We start from the raw sequence: 14171 nt of genomic DNA, 5'->3' as shown, positions 1-14171 counted from the left end.
ACAAGGAAAGGAAGTGGCTTGGCAAAAAAACCATCAGCCGTCCACCCTCCAGTTTCCTGGCAGTAACATTTCCTGAGCGTGTCGGATCAAAAAACGCCGGGGATATAACCGTCGGCTGGGTACTTGTGCACATTAGTCGCAGCGCCGGTAACTTCGCTGGTAACTGTCCTGAAGCCTGCCCATTTGCCTGCAATCAAAATTTAAGTCAATGAAAAATCTGGCTTTTTTTTATTGGTGAAAAAATCGTCAGTTTGACTGCGGCCCCCATTCCATGGGCCTTTGCGCGAGTTAAAGGCGGGTTGTCCACTGAGTTATCCACAGCTTCTGTGGATTGTCCCAAGCGCTTGCTCTAGAACGGGCGTGCCGGGTTTTTTCAGCTTTACCTGTACGAAAAAAAGAGTAGAGTGGCGCGCCTTCCGTTCTGTCCCACAGTGCTTTATGAAGTTTCGCTCAGTATCACCTTCTGTTACCGACACTCCCCAGACTGTTACCGCGCCCAAGCGTTTCTCTTTGAAAGTCGCCTTGTGGCTCCTCGACAGCCCGCGCCTGGGGCAGAGTACCAACGTCAAGCACCTGGCTGGCCGCCTGCTCAAGCAGCCTGCCCGCGAAGGCGTGGTGGCCGCGCAGAGCCGCCTGGGCCAATTGATGTGCCGTGAATGCGAAAATGCCCGCGACCGGCGCATCGGCCAGGATCTGTTGCGTTCGGCGGCCCGCGCCGGCGACCGTCGCGCTCAGCGCGAACTGGGCCAGGTCGAAGACTGAGCTGTCCTCCCGGGCATTGCTTGGTTAACCTTGCTCTTTTTTGGTGATGGCAGAAATGGCTATGGTTTTCGACTGGACCAGTGTCGCCCTCGGGCTTGCTGGCGCCGCGCTGCCGTTATTGGCGTTGTGCTGGCAGATTCAACGACGGCTGACCGCGCGCACCACCGGCTGGGAATTGCTGGAGGAGCGCCTGGCGACCGCGCAATTGGCCCAGGAAGGGCTTGCCGCCCAACTGGACGCCAGCCGCGACGAAATCAGCGATCTGAGCCACGCCAATGCCGCCAAGCAGGCCGACCTGGCTGCGGTGCGCCGCGAAGTCGAGCTGTTGCAGATCGACCGCGATAACGCCCGCGACGCCGCCCACGCCTGGAACCTGGACCGCAGCGCCAAGGAAACCGAGCTGCGCCGGCTTGACGCCTTGGCCGCCGCCTTGCGCGCCGAGCTGCGTGAACAGCAGGACAGCCACCAACAACGCCTCGCCGATCTGCAGGGTTCCCGGGACGAGCTGCGCGCGCAGTTCGCCGAACTGGCCGGGAAGATTTTCGACGAGCGTGAGCAACGCTTTGCCGAAACCAGCCAGGAGCGCCTGGGGCAACTGCTGGACCCGCTCAAGGAACGCATCCAATCCTTCGAGAAGCGCGTTGAAGAAAGCTACCAGAACGAAGCCCGCGAACGCTTTTCCCTGGCCAAAGAGCTTGAGCGCCTGCAGCAGTTGAACCTGCGCCTGTCGGACGAAGCCACCAACCTGACCCGCGCCCTCAAAGGCCAGAAAACCCAGGGTAACTGGGGCGAGCTGATCTTGGAGCGGGTGCTGGAGCATGCGGGCCTGGAGAAAGGCCGCGAATACCAGACCCAGGTCAGCCTCAAAGGCCCGGATGGCGAACGCTTCCAGCCCGACGTGCTGATCATGTTGCCGGGCGACAAGCAGGTGGTGGTGGACTCCAAGGTCAGCCTGACCGCCTATCAGCAGTACATTGCGGCGGATGACGAGGTAATTGGCCAGGCGGCGTTGAAGCAGCATGTGCTGTCCTTGCGCAATCACATCAAAGGCTTGGCCGGCAAGGATTACAAGCGCCTGGAAGGTTTGCACAGCCTGGATTTCGTGCTGCTGTTCGTGCCGATTGAGGCAGCGTTTTCCGCAGCGCTGCAAGCCGAGCCGAACCTGTTCCAGGAAGCCTTCGACCGTCATATCGTGATTGTCAGCCCCACCACCTTGCTTGCCACCCTGCGGGTAATAGATAGCCTGTGGAAGCAGGAACGCCAGAGCCAGAACGCCCGGGAAATCGCCGAACGCGCCGGTTGGCTGTACGACAAGTTTGTGCTGTTTATCCAGGATCTGGACGAAGTAGGTAACCGCTTGCAGCAGTTGGACAAGGCTTACAGCGCGGCGCGTAACAAGCTGACCGATGGACGCGGCAATCTGGTCAGCCGCACCGAGCAACTGCGCCTGCTGGGCGCACGTGCCAGCAAAAGCCTGCCGGCGGATTTGCTCGAGCGCGCAATGACCGATTCGGATGGCGTGGCGCATTCCCCTGAATAAAACATGATCAAAATGTGGGAGGGGGCTTGCTCCCGATTGCGGTGGGTCAGCTCAGGGTAAACTGACTGACAGACTGCCATCGGGGCATAGGTATCTACACAACTTTGTAGCAGCCCACGGTAACCACGATGCGAAGCGAGCCGCTCTTGATCTTGCTCTTGATCTAGGCGCCCCGTTAAACCACGCTGGCCGGAATTCGACAGTGATTTGGGGGGTAAACCGGCAGGGATGCCGGTTTAGCCGCCCCGCGCCATGGATGGCGCGTGGCGGCGGCCCCCCAAATCAATGTCGGATTACGGGCACACCGAGCCTAGGCGAGGTGCCGAGTGGTGGGGCAAGAGCGTTTTGCTTACTTTTGCGCTTTTCAAAAGTGAGACGCCGTAAGGGCGGAACCCATAGCAGCCGTTACCGCAGCAACGGATATGTACTCGTCTTGATCCAACATCCTGGTCGGCTGTCAGGCCGCCATCGGGGGCAAGCCCTAATGCCTGTCAGTTAAGCGTACACCGCCGTCTGTAGGAGCGAGCTTGCTCGCGAAAAACGTCAACGATAACGCGTGCTTTCTGAATGAACGCGGTACCTGTGAGTTCTTCGCGAGCAAGCTCGCTCCTACAAAAAGCCTTAACTGACTGGCATTAGGGCAAGCCCCCTCCCACATTTTTACCGAGTACATCCCGTCTACAGAGGCAGGTGCCTACTTAACAGCGCCCGCAACGCCGCCGGCTTCACCGGCTTGGCCAGATAATCCAGCCCTGCTCCATGCACCTGCGCCACCATTTCCGGGCGCCCGTCTGCACTGATCACCACGCCGGGAATCGGCTCGGCCAATTGCGCCCGCAGCCAACTCATCAGTTCGGTGCCGGTTTCGCCGTGGTCCAGGTGATAATCCACCAGCGCCAGTTGCGGGCGCATGCCTTCGGCCAACAGGGCCGCGCACTCGGCCTGGCCGGTGGCGGTCCAGACTTCGCAGCCCCAGCGCGTCAGCAGGCTGCGCATGCCGATCAAGATACTTTCCTCGTTGTCCACACACAGCACCCGTGCGCCGCTCAAGGGCACGCCGTTTTCTACGGTGGCCTTTGGCTGCGGGCTGACCTGGCTGCGGGCCAGCGGCACACGCACGCTGAACACGCTGCCCTTGCCCGGCCATGAACGTACGCTCAGGCGGTGGCCCAGCACGCGGCACAAACCGTCGGCGATCGCCAGGCCCAGGCCCAGGCCCTTTTCGGCGCGGGTCTGGTGACTGTCGAGGCGCTTGAACTCTTCGAAAATCACTTTCTGTTTATCCGGCGGGATGCCAGGGCCACGGTCCCAGACTTCCAGGCACAATTGGCCCTGGCGGCGACGCACGCCCAGCAGCACCGGGCCATCGGCATAGCGGAAGGCGTTGGTCAGGAAATTCTGCAGGATCCGTCGTAACAATTTGATGTCGCTGTCCACCCGCAGGCGACTGCCGCGCAAACGAAAGCGCAAACCCTGTTCATGGGCGAGTGCCTTGAATTCGGCGCCCAGGGTGTCGAACAGCTCGTTGAGGACAAACGGCTGGCGTTGGGGATTGATCTTGCCGTTTTCCAAGCGCGAGATATCCAGCAGGTCGCTGATCAGATCCTCGGCCGAGCGCAGTGAACTGTCCAGGTGCTGCACCAGTTGCCGGGCCTCGCTCGAGAGGCCTTCGTGCTGGTGGGAGAGGGCGGCGGAGAACAGCCGCGCGGCGTTCAGCGGTTGCATCAAGTCATGGCTGACGGCCGCCAGAAAGCGGGTCTTCGACTGGCTGGCGGATTCGGCCACACCCTTGGCCTCGGTCAACGCGACATTGAGTTGCGACAGTTCATGGGTGCGCTCGGTCACCCGTTGTTCCAGGCCTTCATTGGCCTCGGTCAGCGCTTGTGCGGCTTCGCGGAACGCGGTGATGTCGGTGAAACTCATGACGAAACCGCCACCGGGCATCGGATTGCCGATCAGCTCGATCACGCGCCCGTTGGGGAACAAGCGCTCGGAGGTATGCGCACGGCCCTGGCGCATCCAGTGCAGGCGTCGCGCCACATGCACTTGGGCTTCACCGGGGCCGCACAGGCCGCGCTCGGCGTTGTAGCGAATAATGTCGGCAATCGGCCGGCCGACACTGATCAAGCCGTCGGGGTAGTTGAACAGCTCCAGGTAGCGTCGGTTCCAGGCCACCAGCTTGAGCGACTGGTCAACCACGCTGATGCCCTGGGTGATGTTCTCGATCGCGCCTTGCAGCAAGGCACGGTTGAACTGCAGTACCTCGGACGCCTCGTCGGCGATGCGTACTACGTCCTCCAACTGCATTTCCCGTCCTTCAATCGCCGCTTTCACCACTGCTCGCGTCGAGGACGCACCGAGCACGCCCGCCAGCAAACGCTCGGTGTGGGCGATCCAGTCGTTGTCGGCATTCTGGTTGGGGTTGAAGCCTTTGCCCTGGCGATAGGCGAAACGGATAAAGCTCTGCTGCGCCCGTTCTTCGCCGACAAAGCGTGCGGACAAGCTGAGCAGGTCGCTGATCTGTACCGACAACATGGAGCGGGCGCTGGTGCGCTGGCTGGTTTCCTGGCCGATGAAGCGGCCGGCCTGCCAATGCTCGGACACCCGCGTGCGCGACAGCATCGACACCCACACGAACAGCGTGAAATTACCGGCAAGCGAGAATACGGTGCCCAAGGTCAGTGAGGTCACGGAAAACCCGAACGGGTGCGAGTGCATCCAGGTCAGGCCGGGGAACAGGCTCAGCGACCAGCCCAGGCTTTTCGCGGTCACCGGTAGGACCAGGGTGTAGAACCACAGGAAGGTCCCCGCCGCCAGGCCCGCAAAAACCCCGCGCCGGTTGGCCTGCTTCCAGTAGAGCGCGCCGAGCATCGCCGGTGCCAATTGGGTCACGGCGGCAAAGGCGATCTGGCCGATGGTCGCCAGGCTTGCGGTGGAGCCCAGCAGCCGGTAGCTCACATAGGCCAGTAACAGGATGATCACGATGCTGACCCGGCGCACCGACAGCATCCAATGGCGGAACACTTCAAAGGGCCGTTCGGCGCTGGAGCGGCGCAACAGCCAGGGCAGCAGCATGTCGTTGGAGACCATGGTCGACAAGGCGATGCTGGCCACGATCACCATGCCGGTGGCCGCCGAGGCGCCGCCGATGAACGCAAGTACCGCGAGGGCCGGGTGGGCTTCGGCCATCGGCAGGCTGATCACGTAGGAGTCCGGCAGTACCGAACCGGGCAACAGCATCTTGCCGCCCAGGGCGATGGGCACCACGAACAACGCGGCAAGGATCAAATACGCCGGGAACACCCATTTGGCCAGGCGCAAGTCCTGCGGGTCGATATTCTCCACCACCGTCACATGAAATTGCCGGGGCAGGCAGATGATCGCCATCATCGCGACGCCGGTCTGCACCACCATCGACGGCCAGTTGATGGTCTCTTTCCAATATTCCTCCAGGCGCGGTGCAAGCATCGCCTGGCTGAACAGATCGCCGAAACCGTCGTACAGCCCGTAGGTCACAAACGCACCGACCGCCAGAAACGCGAACAGCTTGACCAAGGATTCAAAGGCAATCGCCAGCACCATGCCCCGGTGGTGTTCGGTGGCGTCGAGGTTGCGCGTACCAAACACAATGGTGAACAGCGCCAGCACCAGCGACACGATCAGCGCGGTGTCCTGGGCCCGGGTGCCCGTGGTGTCGGGCCCGGAGCCGATCAACAGGTTCACGCCGAGCACAATGCCCTTGAGCTGCAGGGCGATATAGGGCAGTACCCCAACCAGGCAGATCAACGCGACCACGACCGCCAGGGATTGGGATTTGCCGTAGCGCGCGGCGATAAAGTCGGCGATGGAGGTGATGTTTTCCTGCTTGCTGATCAGAATCATCTTCTGCAGCACCCAGGGCGCCAGCACCAGCAACAGCACCGGTCCCAGGTAGATCGGCAAGAACGCCCAAAGCTGTTCGGCAGCCTGGCCTACGGCGCCGAAGAAGGTCCAGCTGGTGCAATACACGGCGAGCGACAGGCTATAGACCCACGCACGCACGCGCGGCGGCAGCGGCGCATGGCGACGGTCACCGTAAAAGGCGATGGCAAACATGATGGCCATATAGGCCAGGGCAACGGCGGCGATCAGCCCGCTGGACAGCGTCATGGTAACTCCGAGCATAAGAACACCGGGCATTCCGGGCCCGGTTGGACAGTCTCGCATGATGCCTGGGGTTAGTCAGTGTCGACCAAGGTCGTGTGAGGGCGAATGTCGCAGGCGCGTTCAGCGCGGGGGCAGAGTTTTCTGGCGCAGGATGTAAATCGTCACCAGCACTGCGCTGGTCAGCATGAAGCCCCGTGCCCACGGCAACGGCACCAGGTAGCAGGAAATGGCGATGCTCAGCCACATCAAGCCGATGGCATAGACCTTGCCCTTGAGCGGGATGCCGTTACCGTCGAGGTAATCACGAATCCACGGGCCCAGGCGCGGGTGGTCCACCAGCCAGTGGTAGAAACGCGGGGAGCTTCGAGCGAAGCAGGCGGCAGCCAGCAGGAGAAAGGGTGTAGTCGGCAATACCGGCAGGAAAATGCCGATCACCCCAAGCGCTACGCTAAGCCAGCCGACGGCCAGCAGCGCGTAACGCAGGAGCGGCGAACGCTTGCCCATGGGGTCCACGGGCAAGCGACTCAGTGGTGACGTGGCTTGAGGATCGCCGGTTTTTCGTCAGGCGCATTGCACAGCAGGTACAGCGCGGTGAGGGCTTCGGGGATCTGCACGATCATATCGTCCATCAGGTTGGCGTCGGCGGCGATATCGGAAAACTCCGGCTGGTCGTCGAACAGGCCCGAACCGACCATGATCGGCAGCAGCATTTCGCTGACTTCTTCCTCGGCGGTTTCGAACCAGGCGGCTTCGCGCAGGAATACGCCTTCCATGAAACCAATGCACCAGCCGCGCAGGTCGGAGTCGTCCGGGTCTTCACCCAGGTCCAGCTCGCAAGGCAGCTCGAATTCTTCATCGGAGGCCAGTTGGCGACCGATGTGGGCCTTGAGGGCCAGCAGGGTGGCTTCGATTTCTTCGCGCTGGGCGTCGTCGGCGTAGTGAGGTTCTTCGGCGAACAGCGCGTCGATCCATTCACGCTCGGGCACGTCTTCAGAGCAGATCGACAGGGCGGTCAGGTAGCCGTGGGCGGCCACGTAGTCCAGCGCCTCGTCATGCAGCTCATCGGCGTCGAGGAAGGCTTGCAGGCGGGTTAGTTGCTCAGCGAAGGACATTGAAGGGCTACCTTGGGAATAAACGATGCTGAATTCTAGGCTTTCTTGAGCGCCCAGGCCAGCCGCACGGCATTTTTGCCCGGTTTTAGACAGAGGCGCTCTATTCGTCAGTCGCGCCCTTTGCCGGTGAACGCTCGGGTATACTGCCGCGTTTTGTGATGCCCCTGCAGGCCATGCAGCACTCCGGGAAAACTTCGCTTACGGATTATTTTCCATGAAAGCGGGTTTTTTCGGCCAGCCTGTACAGAGGGATTTGCGCACCATTTTGGAGTTTTACATGCTCGAGCAGGCTCAACGCGTCCTCAAGGACATCTTCGGCTACGACAGTTTTCGTGGCCGCCAGGGTGCGATCATTGAGCGCGTGGCCAATGGCGGCGATGCCCTGGTGCTGATGCCGACCGGTGGTGGCAAGTCGTTGTGTTTCCAGGTGCCGGCACTGTTGCGCAATGGCCTGGCCGTGGTGGTGTCTCCGCTGATCGCGTTAATGGACGATCAGGTTGCCACCCTGGAAGAACTCGGTGTCGCCGCCGCTGCCTTGAACTCCACCCTGAGTGCCGAGCAGCAGCGCGACCTGGCGGCGCGGATCAAGCGCGGCGAAGTGAAGATGCTCTACCTGGCACCGGAGCGGCTGGTGCAGCCGCGCATGCTGGCATTCCTGCAGAGCCTGGAAATTGCCCTGTTCGCCATCGACGAAGCTCACTGCGTATCGCAGTGGGGCCACGATTTCCGCCGCGAGTACCTGCAGCTGGGCCAACTGGCGGAGCTGTTCCCTGATGTGCCGCGTATCGCCCTGACCGCCACCGCCGACAAGCGTACCCGCGAAGAGATCGTCGAGCGCCTGCATTTGCAGAACGCCGAGCGCTTCCTGTCGAGCTTCGACCGGCCGAATATTTTCTACCGCATCGTGCCCAAGGAGCAGCCGCGCAAGCAGTTGCTGGCCTTCCTCTCGGAACGGCGCAGCGACGCGGGTATCGTCTATTGCCTGTCACGCAAGAAGGTCGATGAAGTCGCCGCGTTCCTCTGTGAACAAGGCTACCCGGCGCTGCCTTATCACGCCGGTTTGCCCAATGAAACGCGCTCGGCACACCAGAAGCGCTTCCTCAACGAGGAAGGCCTGATCATGGTGGCGACCATCGCCTTCGGCATGGGGATCGACAAGTCCAACGTGCGTTTCGTGGCGCACATGGACCTGCCCAAGTCCCTCGAGGCCTACTACCAGGAAACCGGCCGCGCCGGCCGTGACGGCCTGCCGGCGGATGCCTGGATGGTCTACGGCCTGCAAGATGTGGTGATGCTCAAGCAGATGCTGCAGAACTCCGAAGGCGATGAGCGCCACAAGCGCCTGGAGCAGCACAAACTCGACGCCATGCTCTCGCTGTGCGAAGAGACCCGCTGCCGCCGCCAGACGCTGCTGGCGTATTTCGACGAAGACATGCCGCAACCGTGCGGCCACTGCGACAACTGCATCGACGGTGTGCAGACCTGGGACGCCACCGAGCCGGCGCGCCAGGCATTGTCGACGATCTACCGCACCGGCCAGCGCTATGGCGTGGGCCATCTGGTGGATGTGTTGCTGGGCAAGGACAACGAAAAAATCCGCAGCTTCGGCCACGAGAAACTCTCGGTCTACGGCGTCGGCAAGGCCCGCGCCGAAGGCGAATGGCGCTCGCTGTTCCGCCAGATGGTCGCGCGCGGGCTGGTCGACATCGATATCGAAGGCTACGGCGGCCTGCGCTTGAACGACAGTTGCCGGCCTTTGCTCAAGGGCGAAGTCAGCCTGGAGCTGCGCCGCGACCTCAAGCCGCAGACCACCGCCAAGAGCAGCACCAGCCAGGCCAGCCAGCTGGTGCGTGGCGAAGAGCGCGAACAGTGGGAAGCCTTGCGTACCCTGCGGCGCAAACTGGCGCAGGAACACAGCGTGCCGCCGTATGTCATCTTCCCTGACTCCACATTGCTGGAGATGCTTCGCGAGCAGCCCACCACCATGGCCGAGATGGCCAGGGTCAGCGGTGTGGGAGCGCGCAAGCTGGAGCGTTATGGCCAGGCATTCCTCGAAGTACTCGGCGGCCAGGTCGAAGCACCGAAGGAAATCGCCGATATTCGCCACGAGCTGATCAGCCTGGCTCGCGCCGGCATGACCCCGATCCAGATCGCCGGCCAGCTGCAATGCTCGGAAAAGAACGTGTATACGTTGCTGGCCGAAGCCATCGGCAAGCAGCAATTGTCGTTGGAGCAGGCTCTTGATTTGCCTGAAGATTTGCTCGGTGAAATCCAGGATGCATTTCTCGACGGGGAAGGCGAATTGCCACCTGTCGCGGAAATCGCGCCGTTGTTTACCGGGCGTGTTCCCGAGGGCGTTTTGTACTGCGTACGCGCCGCTTTGCAGTCTGAATTCGAAATTTAGTGTGCCAATTACGACAATGTAACGAATCAGTACATACGGGGCCTTGCCTACTGGCATGGCTCATGCTTAGCTGACTAATAATTAGCCACACTTTGTTTTCAGTCTAAAACATGAGTTTTTTATGCCGTTAACCGATCAACACCGATTTGGCATGCAGTTGGCGCAAATGTCCCGAGGTTGGCGCGCCGAGCTGGATCGCCGTCTCGCGGGGCTGGGCTTGTCCCAGGCGCGATGGCTGGTGCTGCTGCACCTGGCCCGTTTTACCGAAGCACCGACTCAGCGTGAACTGGCACAAAGTGTCGGGGTAGAAGGACCGACCCTGGCGCGTCTGCTCGACAGCCTGGAAGGGCAAGGCCTGGTTCAACGCCAGGCAGTAGTGGAAGACCGTCGCGCCAAACGTATCCTGTTGTGTGATACCGCTCGGCCCCTCATCGACCAGATCGAGACCATTGCCACGGCGTTGCGCCATGAACTGTTTGTTGGGGTGGACGAAGAGGATTTGCGCGTATGCATGCGCGTGCACGGGCACATTTTGGCGAATCTGGAAAAGTCCTGATTCCTGACACAACGACGATCAAAGTGTGGGAGGAGGCTTGCCCCCGATGGCAGAGTGTCAGTCAGGTATTCATTGACTGACACACCGCCATCGGGAGCAAGCCCCCTCCCACATTTTTTATTCTGCGTTGTGTCAGAAAGTCTGGCCCAGGTTCAGATACACCGCTTTCTGGTTGTCATCATTGAATCCATAGCTGAAATTCAGCGGGCCCAGCGGTGTATCGAAGCCCAGGAAAACACTCGCCGCGTTGATATACCCGCTGTCGAACTGGTTGTCGTTGTTCCACGCCCGACCCCGTTCCACCGAGGCTCCCAGGTACAACGGGAAATCCAGCGGCAGGTACGAGCGCGGTGTCAGCCGGCGGTAGTACACCGCGCGCATCAGGCTGACGTTCTGGCCCGAGATCGCGTCCTCGCGAAAGCCTGACAATTGCCGTGCGCCACCCAACAGGAAGCTGGAGATCACCACGTCGGATTTATCCAGGGTGCGTCCGTAGCGTCCGCCCAGGATCAGCGTGTCGGGGCCGTGACTCATGGCTTTGTCCAGCTTGAACTCCCACTGGCGGTAGCGCTGGTCGGAACCCAGCCCCGGCTCGAACTCACGGTAAGCCAGGGCGATGTCTTCGCCGGTGTGCGGGAAGTACACGTTATCGAAAGAGTCGAATGAGTATTTCAGCTCATAGAAGCCCTCACTGAAACTCACGCTCGGCAGGTCGCGGTCGCCGATACGCACGTCCGCCTTGCCCCAGGCTTCGCCCACGCCAAAGCGAATCTCGCCGCTGTTGCCGATCTGGCGCCCGACGTTCAAGCCGAAACCGTAGCGCTCCAGCCGATATTCCGAGATGGGGTCGTTGTCCATGATCAGCTCGACATTCTGCGCCTGGGCACGGATGTAGGGCGCGACGAAGTAGCGCGAGCCTGTGTCCATGGGTTGGTAGAACTCGCTGTACAGCTCCTGGCGATCACCGATCTGCACCCGCGTCAGCCATTCGGCGCCGAGGCGGTTGATACCGTTCATCCGGTAGCTGGCGCCAAGGTTGAAGGCGCTGTCGCCGCGCATGTCATCCGACAGGTTCAAACCCAGGCGCAGGTAGTCGGTGCCGCTGCGCTTGCCGCGTGCGCTGATGACCAGGGTATTGTCCTTGGCCTTTTTCACCACGCGGTATTGCACCTGTTCGAAGTAGTCGAGGCCGTACAGCGTGCCCATGTCCGATTGCAGGCGGCCGAGGTTGAGCGGTTCGCCCAGCTCCTGGCGGATGTAATAGCGGATCACGTCGTCGCTGACTTTGGAGTCGTTTTCCACCTTGATCGCGGTAATGATCGGGGTGCGTTCGCCGGGCGTGCGCGCGGCGGTCAGTTGCGGGTCTACCGGTTCGGCGGGGCGCAGGTGCGCCAGGCGCAGGTCGAGGGCACGCGTGGCGCGGTAGCCGGCATCGATCATGTCCTTGGCGCGGCCGAAATCCGTCACGCCGTAGGCTGCCAGGGACGGTTGGATCAACACGTCCCTGGGGTGCAAGGCCTTGAGTTGTTCCTCGGAATTGCGCCGGGTCATCAAGGTGATGGACTGGTTGAGCACATCGACCACGGTCGCCAATTGCTTGCGTGAGCGTAGCGGTGTGCCGATGTCCACCACGATGGCGATGTCGACGCCCATTTCCCGCGCCACGTCCAAGGGAATGTTGTCGGTCATGCCGCCGTCCACCAGCAGGCGCCCGTCCAGCTCTACCGGGGCGAACACGGCGGGGATCGACATGCTGGCGCGTATCACCTGGGGCAGGTGGCCCTTGCTGAACACGACTTTTTCGCCGGTGGTAATGTCGGTGGCCACGGCCCGGAACGGAATCGGCAGCTTGTCGAAGTTACGCGTGTTGCTGCTGTGGGCGAACATGCTTTCCAGCAGCAATGCCAGATTCTGGCCCTGGATCACGCCCAGCGGCAGGCCGAGGCTGCCGTCGTCGCGAAAGCTGAGTTTCTGTTTGACCAGGAAATCGCGGTCATCCTGCTTGCGCCTGAACGGCACGTCTTCCCTGGGCGGTGCGTCGGACAATGCCTGTTGCCAGTCGATATTCAGGGCGAGCTTCTCCAGCTCGTCGATCTTGTAACCCGAGGCGTACAGCCCGCCAATTACCGCGCCCATGCTGGTGCCGGCAATCGCGTCAACCTGGATGCCTTGTTCTTCCAGCGCCTTGAGCACACCGATATGGGCCAGGCCACGGGCGGCGCCGCCCGACAGCACCAGGCCGATTTTCGGGCGTGGGCTTTCAACGGCGGCGGCGAGAAGGGGGAGCAGGCAGAGGAACAGGCAGGACAACAGGCGGCGCATCATGAATCTCGAGGCTGGGCGATAAAGGCCGGTATTATAGCCATGCGATCCACTGACGCCGTCACGCAGGAGCCTTTCACGTTATGTCCGCAAGCAAACCCGAGATCGTCATCACCTATTGCACCCAGTGTCAGTGGCTGTTGCGTGCCGCCTGGCTGGCCCAGGAATTGTTGAGTACGTTTGCCGAGGATTTAGCCAAGGTGTCCCTGGCGCCCTCAACCGGCGGCGCGTTTCGCATCACGTGCGACAACGTACAGATCTGGGAGCGCAAGGCCGATGGCGGCTTCCCGGAGGCCAAGGTGCTCAAGCAGCGCGTGCGCGATCAGATCGACCCGCAGCGCGACCTTGGGCATAACGACCGTACGCCGTGAAGTCAGGTTGCGGCCGGCTGCTTGGCCTGGCTGGCGCTGCCCATCAGGCCGGAAAGCACGATGGCGACGATAATCAGCGCGCCGCCCAGCAGCATGCGCAGGGTGGGCGTCTCGGCGAACAGTAGCCAGGCCACGGTGATGCCATAGACCGGTTCCATGGCAAACACCACCGACGCGGTGCGCGCCTTGATCACCGCGAGGCTGGCGACAAACAGGCTATGGGCCAGGCCGGTACAGAACACGCCCAGCAGGCCGATCCACAGCCAGTCCAGCGCACGCACGTCCGCAAGCCCCGGTGCCGCCACGGGCAGCAGGCAGACTGCGACCACCACGTTCTGGCACAACGCGGCCTGTACCGCCGGAATGCGTCCGGAGCTGGCGCGGTTGTTCAATGACAACAAGGCGAACAGCAGCCCCGATGCGATGCCCCAGAGCAAGCCGCCCGTGGCGTCGCTGGCCAGGTTGAAGTCCGGGGTCACCAGAACCAGGCCGATGCTGACCAGCGCTACCAGCACCATTTCATTGGCGCGAATCCGCTCGCGGAAGATCAGCCCTTCAAGGATCACCGTGAAGGCCGGGAAGGCGGCAAACCCCAACGTTGCCACCGCCACCCCGGCGACCTTGACCGCGATGAAGAATGTCACCCAGTGCGCGGCAAGCAGCACGCCGCTGACCAGCAGGCGGCGCCAGTCGCGCATCTGCAGGTTTTTCCAGGGCGCATTGCTGGCAAAGCGCGCGAAGACCGCCAGGGCAATCACCGCAAATGCGGCCCGCCCGAATACGATGATGGACGGTGAGGCGACCGCCAGTTTGCCGAATACACCGGTGAGGCCAAACATCAATGCGCCGATATGCAGGGCGCCGAGGGCTGAGCGGGGAGTCATTGCGATGCCTACCAACGGAAGTGACAACCAGTCTAGAGGTTTGGCGAAAGGGGTGTCTGTCGTGCGGCTCGCGA

General features: G+C 61.7%; 10 protein-coding genes. 5 read left to right on the top strand and 5 right to left on the bottom strand.

Annotated features, from left to right (window positions below; all coding sequences use genetic code 11):
- Positions 1 to 438 precede the first annotated feature (438 nt).
- Both C4J88_RS19045 and rmuC read left to right on the top strand, forming a co-directional pair.
- Positions 439 to 762: a sel1 repeat family protein gene (locus tag C4J88_RS19045; protein WP_124367865.1), complete on the top strand. Its 324-nt coding sequence runs from the start codon at positions 439 to 441 to the stop codon at positions 760 to 762.
- A 175-nt stretch (positions 763 to 937) separates the two neighbouring features.
- Positions 938 to 2302 (top strand): DNA recombination protein RmuC, encoded by a 1365-nt coding sequence (gene rmuC, locus C4J88_RS19040; protein ID WP_164487744.1) that lies wholly within the window; start codon positions 938 to 940, stop codon positions 2300 to 2302.
- A gap of 678 nt (positions 2303 to 2980) precedes the next feature.
- Here the strand turns inward: rmuC and C4J88_RS19030 are convergent.
- The 3 genes from C4J88_RS19030 to C4J88_RS19020 form a co-directional block, all read right to left on the bottom strand.
- On the bottom strand, positions 2981 to 6451 hold the full coding sequence (locus C4J88_RS19030; protein ID WP_124367864.1) for a hybrid sensor histidine kinase/response regulator: 3471 nt from the start codon (positions 6449 to 6451) through the stop codon (positions 2981 to 2983).
- A 117-nt stretch (positions 6452 to 6568) separates the two neighbouring features.
- On the bottom strand, positions 6569 to 6952 hold the full coding sequence (locus C4J88_RS19025; protein WP_124367863.1) for a YbaN family protein: 384 nt from the start codon (positions 6950 to 6952) through the stop codon (positions 6569 to 6571).
- A 20-nt stretch (positions 6953 to 6972) separates the two neighbouring features.
- The gene (locus tag C4J88_RS19020) at positions 6973 to 7560 is read right to left on the bottom strand and encodes a YecA family protein (RefSeq protein WP_124363806.1); all 588 of its coding nucleotides are present in this window, start codon (positions 7558 to 7560) and stop codon (positions 6973 to 6975) included.
- Positions 7561 to 7837: 277 nt separating this feature from the next.
- Between C4J88_RS19020 and recQ the strand changes: the two genes are divergently transcribed.
- Both recQ and C4J88_RS19010 read left to right on the top strand, forming a co-directional pair.
- The gene (gene recQ, locus C4J88_RS19015; RefSeq protein WP_124363805.1) at positions 7838 to 9964 is read left to right on the top strand and encodes a DNA helicase RecQ; all 2127 of its coding nucleotides are present in this window, start codon (positions 7838 to 7840) and stop codon (positions 9962 to 9964) included.
- Between the two features lie 121 nt (positions 9965 to 10085).
- Complete coding sequence (locus C4J88_RS19010) at positions 10086 to 10520, top strand: MarR family transcriptional regulator (protein WP_065884521.1); 435 nt, start codon at positions 10086 to 10088, stop codon at positions 10518 to 10520.
- Positions 10521 to 10652: 132 nt separating this feature from the next.
- Here C4J88_RS19010 and C4J88_RS19005 read toward each other — a convergent pair whose 3' ends face one another.
- Positions 10653 to 12842 (bottom strand): patatin-like phospholipase family protein, encoded by a 2190-nt coding sequence (locus C4J88_RS19005; protein WP_124408656.1) that lies wholly within the window; start codon positions 12840 to 12842, stop codon positions 10653 to 10655.
- An 83-nt stretch (positions 12843 to 12925) separates the two neighbouring features.
- Between C4J88_RS19005 and C4J88_RS19000 the strand changes: the two genes are divergently transcribed.
- On the top strand, positions 12926 to 13213 hold the full coding sequence (locus tag C4J88_RS19000) for a SelT/SelW/SelH family protein (protein ID WP_124363804.1): 288 nt from the start codon (positions 12926 to 12928) through the stop codon (positions 13211 to 13213).
- Positions 13214 to 13215: 2 nt separating this feature from the next.
- Here C4J88_RS19000 and C4J88_RS18995 read toward each other — a convergent pair whose 3' ends face one another.
- Positions 13216 to 14097 carry a DMT family transporter gene (locus C4J88_RS18995; RefSeq protein WP_124407831.1) on the bottom strand — a complete coding sequence of 294 codons (882 nt, stop codon included), beginning with the start codon at positions 14095 to 14097 and terminating at the stop codon, positions 13216 to 13218.
- Between the last annotated feature and the right edge of the window lie 74 nt (positions 14098 to 14171).

This window comes from Pseudomonas sp. R4-39-08 (genome assembly GCF_003852275.1).
GTDB lineage: Bacteria > Pseudomonadota > Gammaproteobacteria > Pseudomonadales > Pseudomonadaceae > Aquipseudomonas.
Note: the sequence above shows the minus strand (reverse complement) of the source record. Positions and strands in the feature narration are given on the sequence as shown.